Annotated in this window: 15 protein-coding genes; 3 read left to right on the top strand and 12 right to left on the bottom strand. The window is 60.3% G+C overall.

The window, feature by feature from the left end:
* Window positions 1-5: 5 nt before the first annotated feature.
* The 10 genes from A6U86_RS19055 to A6U86_RS19010 form a co-directional block, all read right to left on the bottom strand.
* Window positions 6-1,109, bottom strand: a complete 1,104-nt coding sequence (locus tag A6U86_RS19055; protein WP_068394379.1) for a DUF917 domain-containing protein — start codon at window positions 1,107-1,109, stop codon at window positions 6-8.
* Window positions 1,099-2,646, bottom strand: coding sequence for a hydantoinase/oxoprolinase N-terminal domain-containing protein (locus A6U86_RS19050; RefSeq protein ID WP_068394377.1), 1,548 nt, complete (start codon window positions 2,644-2,646; stop codon window positions 1,099-1,101). The genes A6U86_RS19055 and A6U86_RS19050 overlap by 11 nt, the downstream gene beginning before the upstream one ends.
* A gap of 5 nt (window positions 2,647-2,651) precedes the next feature.
* On the bottom strand, window positions 2,652-3,536 hold the full coding sequence (locus A6U86_RS19045) for an oligopeptide/dipeptide ABC transporter ATP-binding protein (RefSeq protein WP_068394375.1): 885 nt from the start codon (window positions 3,534-3,536) through the stop codon (window positions 2,652-2,654).
* Entirely contained in the window at window positions 3,533-4,375 is an 843-nt protein-coding gene (locus tag A6U86_RS19040; protein WP_068394373.1) for an ABC transporter ATP-binding protein, read from the bottom strand. Before A6U86_RS19040 ends, A6U86_RS19045 begins: the two co-directional genes overlap by 4 nt.
* Window positions 4,372-5,262 (bottom strand): ABC transporter permease, encoded by an 891-nt coding sequence (locus A6U86_RS19035; RefSeq protein WP_068394371.1) that lies wholly within the window; start codon window positions 5,260-5,262, stop codon window positions 4,372-4,374. Before A6U86_RS19035 ends, A6U86_RS19040 begins: the two co-directional genes overlap by 4 nt.
* Window positions 5,262-6,266 (bottom strand): ABC transporter permease, encoded by a 1,005-nt coding sequence (locus tag A6U86_RS19030; protein WP_068394418.1) that lies wholly within the window; start codon window positions 6,264-6,266, stop codon window positions 5,262-5,264. The genes A6U86_RS19035 and A6U86_RS19030 overlap by 1 nt, the downstream gene beginning before the upstream one ends.
* Window positions 6,267-6,389: 123 nt before the next feature.
* Complete coding sequence (locus A6U86_RS19025) at window positions 6,390-7,949, bottom strand: ABC transporter substrate-binding protein (RefSeq protein ID WP_068394369.1); 1,560 nt, start codon at window positions 7,947-7,949, stop codon at window positions 6,390-6,392.
* 314 nt (window positions 7,950-8,263) lie between these two features.
* Window positions 8,264-10,612 (bottom strand): helix-turn-helix transcriptional regulator, encoded by a 2,349-nt coding sequence (locus A6U86_RS19020; protein WP_068394416.1) that lies wholly within the window; start codon window positions 10,610-10,612, stop codon window positions 8,264-8,266.
* Window positions 10,613-10,771: 159 nt separating this feature from the next.
* Window positions 10,772-11,761, bottom strand: a complete 990-nt coding sequence (pdhA, locus tag A6U86_RS19015) for a pyruvate dehydrogenase (acetyl-transferring) E1 component subunit alpha (RefSeq protein WP_068394367.1) — start codon at window positions 11,759-11,761, stop codon at window positions 10,772-10,774.
* Window positions 11,762-11,801: 40 nt separating this feature from the next.
* Window positions 11,802-12,131 (bottom strand): multidrug efflux SMR transporter, encoded by a 330-nt coding sequence (locus A6U86_RS19010; protein WP_141683747.1) that lies wholly within the window; start codon window positions 12,129-12,131, stop codon window positions 11,802-11,804.
* Window positions 12,132-12,486: 355 nt separating this feature from the next.
* Here A6U86_RS19010 and A6U86_RS19005 point away from each other — a divergent pair, with 355 nt between their 5' ends.
* Entirely contained in the window at window positions 12,487-13,404 is a 918-nt protein-coding gene (locus tag A6U86_RS19005; RefSeq protein WP_068394363.1) for a LysR family transcriptional regulator, read from the top strand.
* Window positions 13,405-13,432: 28 nt separating this feature from the next.
* Here the strand turns inward: A6U86_RS19005 and gstA are convergent, their stop codons facing one another.
* Window positions 13,433-14,050, bottom strand: a complete 618-nt coding sequence (gstA, locus tag A6U86_RS19000; protein WP_068394361.1) for a glutathione transferase GstA — start codon at window positions 14,048-14,050, stop codon at window positions 13,433-13,435.
* 282 nt (window positions 14,051-14,332) lie between these two features.
* Between gstA and maiA the strand changes: the two genes are divergently transcribed.
* Window positions 14,333-14,992, top strand: coding sequence for a maleylacetoacetate isomerase (maiA, locus tag A6U86_RS35465; RefSeq protein ID WP_158008766.1), 660 nt, complete (start codon window positions 14,333-14,335; stop codon window positions 14,990-14,992).
* A 22-nt stretch (window positions 14,993-15,014) separates the two neighbouring features.
* On the opposite strand, the gene A6U86_RS18990 is transcribed toward maiA, so the two are convergent.
* A complete protein-coding gene (locus tag A6U86_RS18990; RefSeq protein WP_136686923.1) occupies window positions 15,015-15,920 on the bottom strand; it encodes a LysR family transcriptional regulator in 906 nt (301 codons plus the stop codon).
* Window positions 15,921-16,166: 246 nt separating this feature from the next.
* Here A6U86_RS18990 and A6U86_RS18985 point away from each other — a divergent pair, with 246 nt between their 5' ends.
* Window positions 16,167-17,123, top strand: coding sequence for a dihydrodipicolinate synthase family protein (locus A6U86_RS18985; protein ID WP_068394357.1), 957 nt, complete (start codon window positions 16,167-16,169; stop codon window positions 17,121-17,123).
* The last annotated feature ends 5 nt before the right edge of the window (window positions 17,124-17,128 follow it).

Genomic DNA, 17,128 nt, shown 5'->3' with positions numbered 1-17,128 from the left:
CGCCCCTATTCCGCTGCCTGACGAACCAGCAAGGGCTCAAACGTCAATTCCGGAAAGCCGAAGGCTTTCGGCCCGACGATTTCGAGCGCCCGTGGCGTTTTCAAAAGGTCATGGGCCGGCAGCCCGATAACGGCGACGCGCTGGCCGTAGCGCAGCATCTCCGTGGTGATGGGCTCGCCGGTGTCTATTTCGAGATTCATGATCAGGTCCGGCACCATGACGGCAGGCTGCTCATCGATCCAGAGGACGAGGTTTTCGTTCTGGATGGCGATGCGTGCTTGTGAACCCGTCCAGTCTCCCGTGCCCGTTATGATCGCATGCCCGCGCGCAAAGCCGCCGGTGAGTTCGCGGCGAATGTCGACGATCTTGCCGGTGAAGAACAGCTTCGCTCCGGTGGTCTCGACGACGCGCTCGACGACATTCTGACGCTTGGCGCGTGCATCGAGCACGGTACGGCCGATGGCCAGAGCCTGGGACACGGTACCGGGGACGGCCGTGCGCTTGACGAAATCGCCGCGCATGGGCGCAACCGCAAACCCGGCCCCTGCCCCCATCGCGACCGCCACATCGCGCGCGAAACGTTCCAGCCAGAACATGTCGATGATGTCCTTGAAGACGACGACATTGCCCTTTTCGTCGGCGATCGCAGCGGGCGAGACGTCGGCCCCGTAGATCATGTAGGTCGTCATCTGCACTTCCGGGAAGGCACGGCCCATGCCATCGCCATCGACAACCGGCAGCCCCGCCATCGCCGCCGCGATGATCGGCTCGATGGAATTCGAACCGCCGATCTCAGCCGAGATGACGGCCGACACCTTGACGCCCGCCGTCTCCTCGACGGCCCGCATGGCGCGGTAGCACTCGCCCCCCTCTTCGATCTTCTCGACGCCGACGACGGGAGCACCGATGCCGCCGACCTCCGCGACCCAATCGCCATCCTCTAGCGCATCAAGCGGAATGATACGGACTTCGGCGCCCTTGCGGATCAGTTCGCGGGCACGCAGCATGCCCACATAAGGATTACCGCCACCGCCGGTGCCCAGCAGCGCTGCGCCGATCGAAAGCGGTAAGAGATCTTCTTCCTTGAGCAGATAACCCTCAGCGGCCATTGAGCTCTCCTACGGCTTTGACGCGGATGCGCGTGGCGTTGCCCGGCAAATAAGCGAGCGGCACGTCCTCGACATCGACGATTTCGATCGATTCCGGCGATGCGCCGGCGGCAATTGCCGCCTGGATCGCACGGTTCTTCGCATCCTCGAGCGACTTCTCGCGGCCAAGCTCAGCCAAGGCATAGACGCGATCGACTTCGCCCGAGACCTGGGCGATCGCCGCACCCACGGCATTGGCGACGCCGAAGTGAGACGGCTTGATCACCTCAAGGCCGGCAAGGGGACGGGTGACGAGAATCGACCCGCCGCCGACGACGATAACAGGCAGGGGATCGGGCGAGAGCCGCGAACGCTCGACGCAATCCTCGAGCATCTCGTGTATCTTGTCCTCGGCGCGCTCGAGCAGATTCTTGGAGAGGTGCGACACCTTGGAGGCGTCTCCGAGTTCGGCATGACGGGCAGCAACCGAAATATCGGTCGTGGTCAACGTCTGGCCGCCGAAGACCAGGGCTTCCGTCTTGATGCGATAGCCGACCGAAACCGGACCGATCTTCAGACCCTGATCCGTTTCGACGACATGCGAACCGCCGCCAAGCCCGATCGAGAAGACATCGGGCATGCGGAAATTGGTGCGCACGCCGCCGACTTCGACGGCAACCGTCGCCTGGCGCGGAAAGCCCTTATGCAGCGAGCCGACGTCGGAAGTGGTACCGCCAATGTCGACGACGATGGCGTCTGCGACGCCGGAGAGGAAGGCTGCACCACGCATGGAGTTGGTGGGACCGGAGGCAAAGGTCAGAACCGGGAACTTCTCGGCAAAGGATGCATCCATCAGCGTGCCGTCGTTCTGGGTGAGGAAGAACTTGCCCTTGATGCCGGCTTCGCTGATCGCCTTGCGGAAGGCATCGATGACATGCGCGGAGAGATCGCGCAGGCAGGCGTTCATGATCGCCGCATTCTCGCGCTCGAGCAGGCCGATCCGGCCGATCTCGCTCGACATGGTGATATGCGCACCGGGGATCGCCTTCACGAAGATCTCGGCCGCCCGCTTCTCGAAGTCGGCGCTGACGGGGGAAAATACCGAGGTGATGGCGATCGTGCTGATGCCCTTGGCCTTGATGTCGTCGGCAATCTTCAAGAGCTCGTCTTCGTCGAGCGGCGAGATCACCCGGCCATCGAATTCGTTGCCGCCATGCGCGAGATAGGCGTGATTGCCGATCGACTGCTTCAGATCCTCCGGCCAGTCGACCATCGGCGGCAGCGAGGCGGTTGCCGGCAGGCCGAGGCGAACGGCTGCCGTCTGTGCGAGATCGCGGCGCTGGACCACGGCGTTGGTGAAGTGCGTCGTGCCGATCATGACGAAATCGACGGCGGACGCCTCCATTTTCGAAGCCGCGAGAACATCGCGCAATGCGTTGACGACACCGCTCATGACATCCGCCGTCGTTGCGGACTTCACGCCGGCAATCACCTCCGGTCCATTCATGATGACGGCGTCCGTATTGGTGCCGCCGACGTCAATACCAATTCTAATCATCAGTCTTAACCTCGTTCGTGACTTGCTGTTTGACCGGCTTCCCGCAGTGCGAGCAATTTCTCCGCTGTCGGGATTTCCCCGTCGATCAATGGAATTTTCGGGCGCATCGCCTCTTCCTCCTTCGAAATCACAGGAACGGAGGCAAGGAGAAGACGCGTGTAGTCGTGGGATGGGTTTTCGAAGACGGCGGATACCGCCCCCGTTTCGACGATCTGACCGCGATAGAGCACGCCGACGCTGCGGGCGAAGTTGCGCATCAGGCTAAGATCATGGGAAATAAAGAGATAGGTAAGCTCCATCCGCCGGCCGAGATCGGCGAGAAGGTCGATCACCCTAGCCTGAACGGAAACATCGAGCGCCGAGGTCGGCTCGTCGAGGACCAGAAGCTTCGGCTCGACGGCAAGCGCCCGGGCGATCGCCACGCGCTGCTTCTGGCCACCGGAAAGCTCGTGCGGATATCGATCGGCGAAATCGGCCGGCAGCTGCACCATTTCCAGCAGTTCGGAAACCCGCTGGCGCTTGTTGCCGGCATAGTCATGGGCATCGAGCGGCACCATGACCGATTGGCCAACCGTGCGGCGCGGATTAAGGGAGGAACCGGGGTTCTGGAACACCATCTGCACATGCCGACGATGACCCCGCGATTGCCTGGAGAGGCTCTCGCCGTTGATCAGGATCTCGCCGCTATCAGGACGCTCCAGACCCATGATCATCCGGGCGATGGTCGATTTTCCCGAACCGCTCTCGCCGGCAAGGCCATAGACTTGGCCCTTCTCGATCGAAAACGAGACCTCATCGACCGCGGCAACTGCACCGATCTGCCGCCCGAAGGCATTGCGCACGGGGAAGGATTTGCACAGCTTGCGAATTTCCAACATGGGCGCGCTCATGGTGCCACCTCCGCGCCAAAGCGCATCCCGCCGGTGAGCCGCGGTACCGCGTTGATCAGGCTTTGGGTGTAGGGATCGCGTGGCGTCTCGAAGATACCTGTGGTTTCGCCATGTTCGACAATGATGCCCTTGTTCATGACGTAGACGTAGTTCGAGGTTTCCCTGACCACGCCGAGATTATGGGTGATCATCAACAAAGCGAGCCCGCGTTCCTCGACCAGATCCTTCAACAGCTTGAGGATCTGGGCCTGGGTCGTCACGTCGAGTGCTGTACCGGGCTCATCTGCGATCAGCAGTTGCGGCTCGCTCAACAGCGCCATGGCGATCAACACACGTTGCCGCATCCCGCCGGATAGCTCGATCGGGTAGGACCGGGAAATCCGCTCGGGATCGCGCATCCGCACCTGATCGAGAACCTGGTGGACGCGTGCCATGCGCTCCTTGGTCGAGCGCGAGCGGCCCAGGCGCTTGTCGGCATATTTCAGGATCGTGCCCATCTGGTCGCCGATCGTGAAGACCGGATTGAGCGAACTCATGGGGTCCTGGAATACCATGGACATGGCCGTGCCGCGCAGTCGCAGCCGCTCCTTGTCCGGCATCGTCAGCAGATCGGCGCCATCATAATAGATCTCGCCACCAAGAATGCGGGCCGGCGGCTGGCGCAGCAGCCCCATGATCGCCTTCATCGTCACCGTCTTGCCGGAGCCGCTCTCGCCGACCAGGGCGACCTGGGAACGGGCGGGAACGTCGAGGCTGACATTGTGCAACACCCTGCTGGTGCGGCCATAGGTCGAGAATGCCACGGAGAGATTGTTGACGCGGAGAAGCGGGAAGCTCATCGGACCTCCTGGACATCGAAGAGGTCGCGCAGGCCGTCGCCGAGAAGATTGAAGCCGAGGGCGACGAAGAGAATGGCGGTACCCGGCAGCACCGATTCCCACCAGTAATCCGGCAGGAAGGCAGCACCCTGGGCAACCATTGTTCCAAGATCCGGTGTCGGCGGCTGGATGCCGAGGCCGAGGAACGAAAGGGACGCACCGACCAGGATGACGAAGCCGCAATCGAGCGAGGTCTTGACGGCGAGCGCGGAAACGCAGTTCGGCAGAATTTCGCGGAAGAGGATGTGGAACTTGCTCGCCCCAAGCGTCTCCGCCGCCTCGATGAACTCCTGGCTGCGGATCTGCTTGGTGATCGAATAGATCAGCCGCGTATGCCACGTCCACCAGAGCGCGGAGATTGCGAGTAGCGAGTTAATCAGATTTGGCGACAGCACTGCGGCAACGGCAAGCGCCATGACCAGCGGCGGGATGGCCAGTGCAATATCGGTGAGGCGCATGATGACGGCCTCGACCCAACCGCCGAAATAGCCGGCAAGCATGCCAAGCACGGTGCCGACGGGGACAGCCGTGCCGAGAACCACCAGCGCCAGCAAGAGCGAGATGCGCATGCCGAAGACGACACGCGTGAAGATATCGCGGCCGACATTGTCAGTCCCAAACCAATAGTCGGTCGACGGCGGCAGATGGCGGGCGCGGAAATTCACCGCGGCACCGACATGTTCCGGATGCGGTGTGATCCATGGCGCCAGAAGTGCGGCCAGCACACAAACGATGACGATCACGGCACCGATGACAGCCGTCGGATTGCGCGAGAAGCGATACCAATTCTGGTAGGCATTGGAGAGGCGCTGCGGCTGCACGGACGTTTCCAGCGAGGTCTCAGACATCAGCGCCTCCCTCGAATGCGGATACGAGGATCGACCATGCCGACCAGCACATCGATGACGAGATTGACGACCACGAAGAAGACGCCGGAGACGATCACCACGCCCATGACGGCATTGAGATCCTTCTGCATGATGGTGCGCACGCCATAGGCAGCCATGCCGGGCCATGCGAAGACCAGTTCGACGACGAAGGCATTGCCGATGAGCGATGCAAATTCCAGCCCCGAGATGGTGAGCGGCGGCACGAAGCTTGGTCGCAGCATGTATTTGAAAACACGCACCCGCTCCGGAATGCCGAAAGCCCGGCTGGCCTCGATATAGTCCTGGCTCGCCACGTCGATCATTGACGAGCGCGTGATGCGGGCGATCTGGCCCATGGTGGCCGCCGCAAGAGCCAGAGATGGAAGCAGAAGATGGCGAAAGGCCTCGCCGAAGACGTCAAGACGCCCGCGCAGCAGCGAATCCACGCTGAGGAGACCGGTGATATCGGGGGTGAAAGCCATGTTCGGCGGCAAGCGGCCGGTTGTCGGCAAGATGTGCAGGACATAGCCGGCAAGGATCTGCAGCAGGATCGCCAGGAAGAAACTTGGCGTGACGGCTGAAAAGATGGCGATCAGGCGCACGAGATTGTCTGGCCAGCGATCCTTCCAACGCGCCGCGGCCACGCCAAGGGGGACACCGAGAACGAAGGCTATGGTGATCGTCGTCAGGACCAGCTCGAAGGTGGCGGCAAAGGTTTCACTTATATCGCTGGCGACAGGCCGTTTCGTCAGAAGCGACAGACCAAGATCGCCGCCGGCCAGCCCGGAGACATAGATCCCATACTGCTGGATCAGAGGCTTGTTGAAGCCCATGGTCTCGCGAAGCTGCGCGACCTGTTCCGCGCTGGCGCGCGGCCCAAGTGCGAGGCGAACCGGATCGCCGGGCATTCCGCGGGCAATGGCGAAGATCACCACCGAAAGCCCGAACAGGACCAGCAGTGACCAGAGCACGCGCCTGATCATGAAGAGGAGGAATTCCAATATCCAAGCCCTGTCTCGAACGAAAAGGAGAGATGGCGACGGCCCGAAGGCCGTCCTGTCTCAAGCAATCCGGACGAGAAGCCCGCCCGGAGAACCTGCAAACCGCTATTTGCAGGTCCAGCTGTAGCGCGTGAACTTGTAGTCGAAAGACTGCATGGGCACGGCGTGGAAGCCTTCGAGGCACTTGTCCATGGCATGCTGAACCGTCTGTGTTTGCAGGAAGACATCCGGCTGCAGATCGACGATCTTGTGCTGCAATTCCTTGTAGATATCGGCCTGCTGTTTGGCGTCTGCCGTTTCACGCGCCTTGTCGATCAAGGCGTCGATGGCCGGGTCCTGCAGCCATTCCGCCGAGGCCCAGGTACCGGCAGCCTTCGAATGATACTGCGTGAAGAACATCGAGTCCGGCGACGGATAGGTCGGGCCGAAGAATATCTGGCTGACGGCAGGTGTCGTGTCGACCTTGTTGGAAATCTCGGTGATGCGGTTCCACGGATCGGCCTGCTGCGTCACCTTGAAGCCGAGTTGCTCGAGGTTCGATTGCATCAGCAGGCTGATCTCTTCCTCGAACTTGGTGCCGGCGACATAGCCGAGCGTGATCGGGATTTCCTGGCCGGCATATTTCGACTGGGCAATCTCGGCCTTGGCCGCATCCATATCGAACTTCGGTGCCTGAAGGTCGTTGGCATAAAAATCGGCAAATCCGGGAGGCAGCGGGCCATTCAACTGACCGCCCGGCACGATGACGTTGCGCACCGTGTCGTAGTCGGTGGCGTAGGCGAGTGCCTTGCGGATATGGATGTCATCCGTGGGCGGCACCTTGGTATTGAGCTTCAGGTAGAAACCGATCGTCGTATCACTGCTGACGATGTTGAAACGGCCCATCTCCTTCAATGCCTTGTAGGTATCGGGTGACTGGTACTGGCTGCTCATCGTCAGCTCGCCCGATGCGGCAAGCGAGCGGACGGTCGCCTCGTCATTGGTGATGATCCAGCGGACCTCGTCGATCGGACCTTCGCCAAAACCCTTGTAGTATTTCGGATCACGCTCGATCGTCATCGACGCACCGCGATCCCAGGCCTTCAGCGTGTAGGGACCGGCACCGGCGGCGTTGGTTGCGAGATAAGTCTGGCCATCGTCGCTGCCGGCGTTTTTCTGGACGACGTCAGCGTTGAGGATGAAGACGGCAGGCACGGTGCTGAGGAACGGCGCGAAGGCCTTGGAGAGCGTAAACTTCACTGTATGCGCGTCAACGGCAGTGACGGAGCCAGGCTTCAGCACATCGGCAAAAAGATTGGCGGGACCCTGGTTGATCTTCAGCAGGCGCTCGAAGGAGTAAACGACGTCGGACGCTTTGACAGGCGAACCATCGGTGAAATGGGCGTCGGCGCGAAGCTTGAAGGTCACTTCCTTCGCATCGGGAGAGACCGTCCAGCTCTCGGCGAGTTCCGGCTGCAGATTGCCCGTCGAATCGACGGTGATCAGACCATCGTAAAGGTTCACTGCCGCCATATAGTCGGTGTAGTCGGAGATTTTGGCCGGATCGATCGTGCCGAAAATCTGAACAGTATTCATGGTCACGACCGTCTTGGCCGCAGCCGTTCCCGCAATACCTGCGACAAGGGCGGCAAGTGCAGTCGACGCAATCAATCTAAGCTTGCTCATGCAATCTCCCGGTTCGGTTCAAGGTTCCCTGCGAGCTTTTGCCCGCTTATGTCTAGAGTTCGCTCCGGCGTCTTCGTGCGCCTATGGAGTGGAGCGTCAATCATGCGGGACGATGCTCGACGGCATCCGGCGCTTGGGTCGCCGACAGCGTGAGTACGCATCCGGGCTCCTTCGCTCATCAAAGCCTTAGAAGCCGTATGGAAAAGATTGCATAGGCAACCCGGCGCGCCAACACGAACCAAGTCTAGGTTTTTGATTAAATGGTATAGGTTTTGTCGTCCTGTGACAGGCATAACCTCGCCATCAACGAGGCGTCAGCTGACCATACCCAGTGCGCGCGCAGTTCCGATCGCTTCCTGCCGATTGCGGCAGCCAAGCTTGCGATAGACATTTCCGAGATGAAACTTCACCGTCGCCTCGCTGAGCCCGAGCGTATGGGCGATGTATTTGTTGGCCGCACCTTCCGATATCATCAGCAGGATCTTGCTTTCACGGCGTGAGAGGTTGCTACGCTCGCCGGGACCGGTCGAAAGCCGGCCGCTGTCGCGCAATTTGCGGATGATCTGCTTTGCCGCAAGCGATGTGGCCAGGAAGCCGCCAATGCGTTCATTGCTGATCAATTCGTCCAGTAGAACCCGCTCCTCCGACAAGGGCGCGATCGCCCCCAGCCGCGCGCAATCCTCGAATGTCTTCTGGAGAATGGAACGCGCGCGGGTGAGATTTCGCTGCCGCTTGGCGATGTAGGCAAGCCAGATTTCCAGGCTGATCCGCTGGCGATCGGTAATGTTGAGATTACGCATGAGATCGGCGATCAAATCATCGAGACCCTCCCATGTGGGCTGCTCATAGACCATCTGCCGCATCCACGCCAACACCAGAGCCATCTCGTCTCTGTTGTCCATGCGCTCCAGCACCTGATTGGAGCCGAGCACCCAGTTTCGGTCGATGCGCGAGTCAATCGCGTTCAGGCGCTCCGCGGCTTCCTGCCAGCGATTGGCATTTTGCAGGACGGCGACCTCGCGGATTTCGATCATGACCTGGAATTGCCGGTTCGACACCTGGTAGACGCGCCAGCGGTCGAGGAAGCTTCTTGCCGCGATTGTCGAAAAATGGCTTCCAAGCGCCTGGCTGCCGTAGTGCAGTGCCAGTTCAAGCAGGCTCGGCCAGATTTCACCGTGCGAAAAATCGTCCATCTCCAGACTGAGAAAACGGGACAGCGGCTCAGCCCGTCCGGACTCGTACTCGATACAGGCTTCGAGGAGCACCTGAAGGCGCGCATCATTTGGACTTTCGAACGGAACTTCGGCCAGGCTCTTGGCGGAGAGTGCCGCATGCTTGCGCGCAGCCAGCGCATCGCCCATCAGCAGCCGGATCAACGCCCTATGCAGGCTGATATAGAAGGCGAGCATTGGCGATTTGGCGCATTCATAGTGATACATGGCGCGCTGCGCCACATCCTCGGCCTCCGCAAAACGGCGGTTGCGAATGTAGAATTCGAGGATCGAATTGTAGAAGCTGCCCCGGAAGAGATGATCATCGATCGGAAATTCGGCCACGAGCGCAAAGCAGCGATCCAGCAGTTCCTCCGAGAAGAAATAGTCGTCATAGATCAGCATCAGCAGCCGAAATGCCCGAAACTCCCTGGAAAAGACCGAACGGGGGGAAAACACCGCTTCAGGATCATTGGCAAGATCGCCAAAACGATCGGCGAGCAGGCGTCGCGCCCGCGACACATCGCCTTTCTTCAGCGCCTGCAAGGCAAGCGACAATACCAGCGCCTCCGTCTGCAATGCGAAACTGCGCGGAAAGCCTGAAAGAACGCGTTCGAACGCGTCCGGCCCGTGGAAATAGAGAAAGAAATCGCCGTGCTCATCGTTGAAGACGCGCAATGCGCTATCGAAGAAGCCCGCACGCTGAAAGGTCAGGATAGCATCGACCGGGCGCCCACTTTCGACAAAGGCCTCGGCAATCGCCTTAGCCTCGGCAGCAACGCTTAGGCGCTCCTCGATGACGACATCCAAAGCGGTGCCGAGCTCTCCTGCAACGGCCGGTGTATTGATGCCGCCATCTCTTTCAAATGGGATCAGCGGGTATTCGGATTTCGAGCGCGTGCCGCGCCCATCAAGCAACGTACGCAGATCGACAAGCGCTGTTGCCGGCATCGGGCGAAGCATTTCGTTGGCAAGAAAATCGATCAGCGCAGTGCCGGCAAGTTTGGATCTGAAGGCGGCGAGAGGCCAGCCGCCCGAACTCTTGCGGACGGCTTCGGCTCCGTCACCGAAAATATCTGCAAGTTCAGCATCGCTTAACAGCAAGTGGTTCGGATCGACCACATGAGCATTGCCATAGACCAGCGCGCGCGACAGGCCGGGCAGAACCACGTCCGGCCGCTTCGCAATGAAGATGCGCGCCGCGCCGGCGGCAAAAGCATCGGCAAGCGGCTCCGGCTTCGCGTAGGGCGGGATGTCCCAGACCTTTACCGCCCCTGGCGTCACCTCGGCCGACAGCGCCGGCCCGCGCTCGACCTCGACGCCAAAATGACGGGCAACATGATGCAACATGGATGACTTGCCCATGCCGGCTGGCGCCTCCAGCACGACGATGGGCTCCGGCCGCGAGAGCAATTCCGCCAGGAGGACGGAGCGGATGATCGGATCGTGCATGAACATTCGCCTTGGCGCGCGGTGTCAAGTTCGCAGGCGGGTATGTGCCTTGCCACACCGGCGTCCCACTTCGATTATCGGGACACTTTGCGCGAAATCGAGCCGACCGCAAGCGTCGCGGTCGTGACGATCGAACTATACTCCGCGCCAGTCGAGGTTTCACACATAGACGTCGGTGTAAAGTTCGGTTGGGTCGGGCAACGGGCTGGTCTTGGCGAAGTCGACTGCGTCGGCAACGATATCCTTGATTTCTTTTTCCATCAGCTTGATGTCGTCCTCGCTGGCATGGCCATCTTCGAGAATGCGGGCACGCGACCGGTCGATAGGATCGCTCTCGTTCCTGACCTTTTGTACCTCCTCGCGGGAGCGATACTTAGCCGGGTCAGACATCGAATGGCCACGATAGCGATAGGTCAGCATTTCAAGGATGAAGGGGCCCTTGCCAGCCCGGGCGTGTTCGACAGCCCTGATGCCCGCGGCTCGCACGGCGCGGACATCCATTGCGTCGACCTGTTCGCCCGGGATGTTCAAGGACAGGCCACGCTCAGAAAGATTGAGGTTCGCCGAAGCACGCTCGATGCTGGTGCCCATGCCGTAGTGATTGTTTTCGATGACGTAAACCACCGGCAGATCCCAGATCTTCGCCATGTTGAAACTCTCGTAAACCTGGCCCTGGTTCGATGCGCCATCGCCGAAATAGGTGAGGCAAACGCGGTCGTTGCCGCGATATTTATTGGCGAAGGCGAGACCGGTGCCGAGGGATGCCTGTGCACCAACGATGCCATGCCCGCCATAAAAGCCGCGTTTAGGCGCGAACATGTGCATGGAGCCGCCTTTGCCCTTCGACACACCCGACATGCGGCCAGTCAGCTCGGCCAGCACCGCCTTGGGATCCATGCCCGACATCAGCGCATGACCATGGTCGCGATAGGCCGTGATGACCTGATCGCCCTCGCCGATCGCCATCTGCATTCCGACGACCACCGCTTCCTGGCCAATATAGAGATGGCAGAAGCCGGCAATCAGGCCCTCGCCGTACATTTGCCCGCAGCGCTCCTCAAAGCGGCGGATCAACAGCATGTCGCGAAAAGCCTTCAATTCCTCGTCCCTGGAGAAAACGAAACTCGGGTCGGCATTCAGCTTGGTCATGATATTTCCTTCGTCTTGGGATGAGCAGCGGCGGCGAACCTCAGCTGCTCGATAGCTTGAGACCGACGATGCCGCTGAGGGTGACGGCGATCCAGAAGAGGCGGATGAAGGTCGCGGGTTCGCGAAAGATCACGATGCCCAGAACGATAGATCCGATCGCGCCGATACCGGCCCAGACGGCATAGGCCGTGCCGAGCGGCAGGACCTGAAGCGACTTGCCGAGGGCGTAGATGAAAGCGGCAAGCAGGAAGAAGGACAGGACGGACCAGGCCAAACGACTATAGCCATCGGCCATCTTCACGCTGATCGCCCAGGCAACATCGAGAAGACCGGACAGGATCAACAATCCCCATGCCATGCCCGTTCCCATACGCGTCTCCATTGCATCATTGTCTTGACTTGCAGCCTGGCGGACGCGGACCGCGTCGGCAAAAGCATGAGCCCGGATGATAGGAGTGCTGAGCGCGCAACGCCCGTTGTGGTTTTGCAAGCCGATATTTCCGCCTGACAACCGAGACGCCGCAACCGTTCGGCTTTCACCTCGGCGGCTTACAGCTTGCCGTTCGGAAAGTCTGGCTTGCATCTTTGCAATGCAAACCGTGCCGTTTGGAACTTATACTGGGACGGGAAGAGACATCGATGCTCGGACGCCGTTCGACAACACGCTTTCCGATTTGCAATGCATCATGTCCGGATGCAGATCCAATTTGCGAGGTAGCAAGAACATGACGGACTGGAACGAATTCAGGATTGTGCTGGCGATTGGGCGGGCTGGGTCGCTTGTCGGCGCGGCAAAGGATCTGGGCCACGACCATTCGACGGTGTTCCGTTGGCTGAATGCCTTGGAGAAGCGCCGAGGCGTGCAGTTGTTTGATCGCACATCGAGCCAATATGTGCCGACCGACGCCGGCTTGCAGATGGTCATGGCTGCCGAGCGGCTGGAGACGGAGATTCTTGCGATCGATCGTTCGATCACGGGCCAAGACACCCGACTGTCCGGCAAGCTCAAGATCACCTCGTCGGAGACCTTGGCCTACCGCATTCTCAACGAAGTGCTTGCGGGCTTTCGTCGCGAACATGACGGTATCGAGCTGGAGCTGCTTGTCGATAACAGGCAGCTCGATCTCCTGAGGCGCGAAGCCGATATTGCCATCCGAGCCACCCGCCCGCATGAGGGCGAGCTGTTCGGCCGCAAGATCGCATCGACGCCCTGGACCTTCTATGGCAGCAACGCCTATCTTGCAGATCGCGAACGTCCCACCGACATCGCCTCGCTTTCGAGCCACGCGGTGATCGGCTGGGACAGCGGCGCTGTGGCTGCGGCAGCGAGGTGGTTGACGGAGAATATTTCGCCCCGCGCCTTTGCATATCGCTCCAGCAGTCTCATCAATCAGCTCATGGCGGTGAAAGCAGGCTTGGGCTTGGCGCTCCTGCCCTGCTACCTTGGCGATCTGGAGCCCGATATCGAGCGGGTTCAGGACCCGCTCGACGAACTCACCCGGGAACTGTGGCTGATCACGCATAAGGATCTGCGCAACACGGCACGCGTACGGGCTTTCTTCGATCATGTCGGCGGCGGCCTGCTCGCACGGCGGGCGCTGCTGGAGGGAGAGCGCGTTGGTGCTTTCAGCGTCGCCGGTTGAGCGAACTCGGTACTTACCCGCGCGCCTGCTATTTGCGCAGGCCTTCGGCAACGAGCGTCATACGTACGCCTGGGCGTTCGGCAATCTCAAATAGATAGCGCGTCAGATTTGGCCACGCCCCAAGATCGATACGAAGCCCCCTGGACCAATTCATGATGGTGAAGCAATAGGCATCGGCGATGCTGAAACGGCCTCCGACCAGATAATCCTGTGTCGCCAGATGAGCCTCCAGAATATCGAAGCGCTGCCGTAGCCTTTCCTTGGCAACCTCGGCAGCCTGTGCGCCATATTCGGGATGGAACAGCCAGGGGCTGAAGGTCTTGTGCAGCTCGGAGCTGATGAAGGTGAGCCATTCCTGGAGACGATAGTGCTCAAAGCTGCCCTGTTCAGGCGTCAGCATTGCGTCCGGCTTTTTGTCAGCCAGATAGAGCAGGATCGCGACGCCTTCAGTGAGGATCTCGCCATTGTCGAGTTCCAGCACCGGCACCACACCCTTTGCACTGACCGCCTTCAGATCACGGCCATCCTCGACGCGATGAGGCTCGCTGCGAATGTCCACCTTTACCAGATCGAGAGTGAGCCCGGCCTCGACGGCAACGATATGGGCGGCCATCGAACAGACGCCCGGCGCATAATAGAGTTTCATCTGGAGTTTCTCCTGTGTGTTTTTCGCAGCTACAGGATAGGCGCCTTGAGAGCGGAATGCTGGTTGGAAGCTCGCAAGCGCGCGTTGCTACCCGGCAAGGCACTGGGCCGCGTGGTCCGGCTTGCAGAATCGCAAGCCGGCATTGCCATATGGCAACACGCCCATGCGAGACGTAGGGTAAGATCATCCGCTAGACAGGGTTTGCCCCGTGATGCGGAACAGAACAATGATCGTTCGCCGCATCGAATCCAATACATTCAATTCACAGAATGGACCGATCCAATGACAATTCAGCTCTACAGCTTCTGGCGCTCGAATGCGGCGTTCCGCGTCCGGGTCGCACTGGCGTTGAAGAAGCTTGCCTTCGAGGAAATCGAAATCGACATTCTTTCCGGCCGTCAGTTCGATGCCGACTATGCCGAAGTGAACGCCGAGCGCGTCGTGCCCACGCTCGTCCACGACGGCCATCGCATTTTCCAGTCGCTGGCGATCATGGAATATCTCGACGACATCAAGCCGGAACCGCGCCTGATGCCGGCCGACGCCAAGGAGCGCGCCTATGCCCGGTCGCTGGCGCTGGTTTCGATCGCCGACGCCCACCCCTTTATCGTGCCGCGCGTTCGCAAGCATCTGGGCGAAGCATTCGGTGCCGATGCCGATGCAATTGAGTCATGGTGCAAACATTGGACCGTGGAAGGACTTGCGACCTATGAGCGGTTGCTGACGCGGCGTCCCCCTGCTCCATTTGCATTGGGAGCCACACCGGGGATCGCCGACATCTGCATTGCCGGCCAGATCGTCATCGCCAATCTTTACAAATTGGATCTCGCAGAATTTCCCACGGTAGCAGCCCTCGGGCGGCAATGCTTCGAGCGTCCGGAATTCGCCGAGGCACATCCGTTCCAGCAATCCGGCTACCGGACCGGCAAAGCACAGCACTAGCAGGGCAGCACGGTTCACTATCCTAGAGAACTTCGGGCACCATCTCGCGCAGGATTTTTCGCAGAAGCGGGCGCACGGCCGTCGTTGCCGGCGAAAGCGTGCGCTCTCGTGCGGTTATGATACTGACCTGGCGTGTGATTGCCGGGCCAATCAGCGGGCGCGCGGCAATCCCCCGCCCGTTCAGCGCCGCAAAGGCATAGGTCGGCAGCACCGCGACGCCGGCGCCGCTTTCGACGAGCGAAAGCGCCGTGTGTATCTGATGCACTTCCAGATGCGGACGAAGCGGCAGTCCGGCGGTCTCGAAACCGATTTCGGTCAGCAGGCGGATATTGCTCTCCCGCGTCAGCGTGATGACGCGCTGATCCGCCAACGCTTTCCAATCCACTTCTTCAAGTGATTTGAAAGGGTGATTCATTTCGATGAACACCATCAGCCGGTCGCTCAGCACATGCTGGCGGTCGATCCCTTCCTCGTCGGCATTGAAGGTGCCGATGCCGATCTCGTAAAGGCCGTTGCGGACGCGCGGCACGATCAGATCGGTTCCCACATCTTCGATCCGCAGCCGCAGGCTCGGATGAAGCTTGGCCACCTCCTGCAGAAGCCTGGGAAGGACGGTGGCGCCCAAAAGCGGCGGCGCTGCAATGCGCACCAAGCCAGTCCGCAACTCGCTGAGGTCGCGCACGGATTCCACGGCGCGCTCGATTTCAGCGAGCCCCGGCAACACGCCGGCGGCGAAAATCTGGCCCGCCTCGGTCAATTCCACGCGCCGTGTCGTGCGGTCGAAAAGGCGCGTGCCCAGCAACGCTTCTAGATCATGAATGGCATGCGAGACCCCCGCCTGGCTCGTGCGCAATCGCTCGGCTGCGCGGGAGAAATTGCCAAGCTCGACGACGGCTTGGAAGCATTTGATCTGACGTAAATTGATCATCGGTCGATCCATACTGGAATTAACATGAATATATGCAGTTTCCGCCGGTTCTTGAATAAAAAAATCTGCTGCTTAATGGTTCGGGAGATAGAACTTTGCCAAACACGCCGGCCTTAAGGATCGGCAATCGGAATGCACGGAAACGCTGGAGGAATGGTCGCGCTCAGCCGCATCTCAGTGGCCACGTTACCGACATGCCCCTCCTGGCGCCCATGCCCCGAACATTCCGACGATCAAGGAGGATCCATGAAATACGACCGCAAGAACGCCAAGGCCCATTCGCGCGCGACCATGCGCGGCATTTGGGCTGCGGCCAACACGCCCTTCCATCAGGATGGTGCCATCGACGAGGATGGTTTCCGGCGGAATGTCGATCATTGGATCGGCGATCTTGCCATCGACGGCCTCTTCATCGCCGGCAAGCAGGGCGAGTTCTTTGCCATGTCGCTGGACGAACGCAAGCGGCTGTTCGACCTCTCGGTCGAGGCGACCGCCGGCCGGGCGCAGACGATCATGTCCTGTTCCGACCAGAACATGGATGTCGTCATCGAGCTTGCCAAACATGCGCAGGCCTGCGGCGCCGACTATATCGTCGTCCATGCGCCGATCCTGCATTTCTTCAAGGCGCAGGACGAAACGCTGCTGCGTTATTACGAAATGATCGCCTCCAAGGTCGATATCGGCATGGCGCTGTGGTCGCATCCCGATAGCGGCTATCTGATGAGCCCCGAGCTTTGCAACCGCCTCGCCGATATTGAGACGGTGGTTGCCATCAAATATTCCGTCCCGCGCGACATGTACAAGGAGCTGACCGCGCTCGCCGGTGACCGCATTCTTGTGTCCACCGCGTCGGAAGAAGAATGGATCGACAATGTGCTGGAGCTCGGCTGGCAGCTCTATCTCTGCTCGTCGCCGCCTTACACTCTGCAGACCAAGGTCGATCGGCGCATGCGCGATTATACCGACCTCGCTTTCGCCGGAAAGGCGGCCGAGGCGAAGGCCGTCAGCGCAAGCCTCCAGCAGGCCCGTGATGCCTTCAAGCGTTCCCGCCCGGCCGAAAAGCCGCATGCGCACCAGAAATACTGGCAGGAACTGCTGGGGCAGGCCGGCGGCCCCGTGCGAGCGCCGCTGCTGGAGTTGACGGAAGCAGAGAAACGCCTGACCCGCGAGGCCTTCGAACAAAGCGGATTAAAACTCGGCTGAATAAG

The sequence above is a fragment of the Rhizobium sp. AC27/96 genome, from assembly GCF_001692325.1.
Lineage (GTDB): Bacteria > Pseudomonadota > Alphaproteobacteria > Rhizobiales > Rhizobiaceae > Rhizobium.
This window is presented reverse-complemented; position numbering and strand designations above follow the sequence as displayed.

Excerpts from the sequence above, each read along its gene's own strand:
- gstA (WP_068394361.1), bottom strand. The coding sequence starts at position 14,050 with ATGAAACTCTATTATGCGCCGGGCGTCTGTTCGATGGCCGCCCATATC.
- maiA (WP_158008766.1), top strand. The coding sequence starts at position 14,333 with ATGACAATTCAGCTCTACAGCTTCTGGCGCTCGAATGCGGCGTTCCGC.
- A6U86_RS18990 (WP_136686923.1), bottom strand. The coding sequence starts at position 15,920 with ATGATCAATTTACGTCAGATCAAATGCTTCCAAGCCGTCGTCGAGCTT.
- A6U86_RS19050 (WP_068394377.1), bottom strand. The coding sequence starts at position 2,646 with ATGATTAGAATTGGTATTGACGTCGGCGGCACCAATACGGACGCCGTC.
- A6U86_RS19055 (WP_068394379.1), bottom strand. The coding sequence starts at position 1,109 with ATGGCCGCTGAGGGTTATCTGCTCAAGGAAGAAGATCTCTTACCGCTT.
- A6U86_RS19025 (WP_068394369.1), bottom strand. The coding sequence starts at position 7,949 with ATGAGCAAGCTTAGATTGATTGCGTCGACTGCACTTGCCGCCCTTGTC.
- A6U86_RS19030 (WP_068394418.1), bottom strand. The coding sequence starts at position 6,266 with ATGATCAGGCGCGTGCTCTGGTCACTGCTGGTCCTGTTCGGGCTTTCG.
- A6U86_RS19005 (WP_068394363.1), top strand. The coding sequence starts at position 12,487 with ATGACGGACTGGAACGAATTCAGGATTGTGCTGGCGATTGGGCGGGCT.
- A6U86_RS19035 (WP_068394371.1), bottom strand. The coding sequence starts at position 5,262 with ATGTCTGAGACCTCGCTGGAAACGTCCGTGCAGCCGCAGCGCCTCTCC.
- A6U86_RS19045 (WP_068394375.1), bottom strand. The coding sequence starts at position 3,536 with ATGAGCGCGCCCATGTTGGAAATTCGCAAGCTGTGCAAATCCTTCCCC.
- A6U86_RS19020 (WP_068394416.1), bottom strand. The coding sequence starts at position 10,612 with ATGCACGATCCGATCATCCGCTCCGTCCTCCTGGCGGAATTGCTCTCG.
- A6U86_RS18985 (WP_068394357.1), top strand. The coding sequence starts at position 16,167 with ATGAAATACGACCGCAAGAACGCCAAGGCCCATTCGCGCGCGACCATG.
- A6U86_RS19010 (WP_141683747.1), bottom strand. The coding sequence starts at position 12,131 with ATGGGAACGGGCATGGCATGGGGATTGTTGATCCTGTCCGGTCTTCTC.
- pdhA (WP_068394367.1), bottom strand. The coding sequence starts at position 11,761 with ATGACCAAGCTGAATGCCGACCCGAGTTTCGTTTTCTCCAGGGACGAG.
- A6U86_RS19040 (WP_068394373.1), bottom strand. The coding sequence starts at position 4,375 with ATGAGCTTCCCGCTTCTCCGCGTCAACAATCTCTCCGTGGCATTCTCG.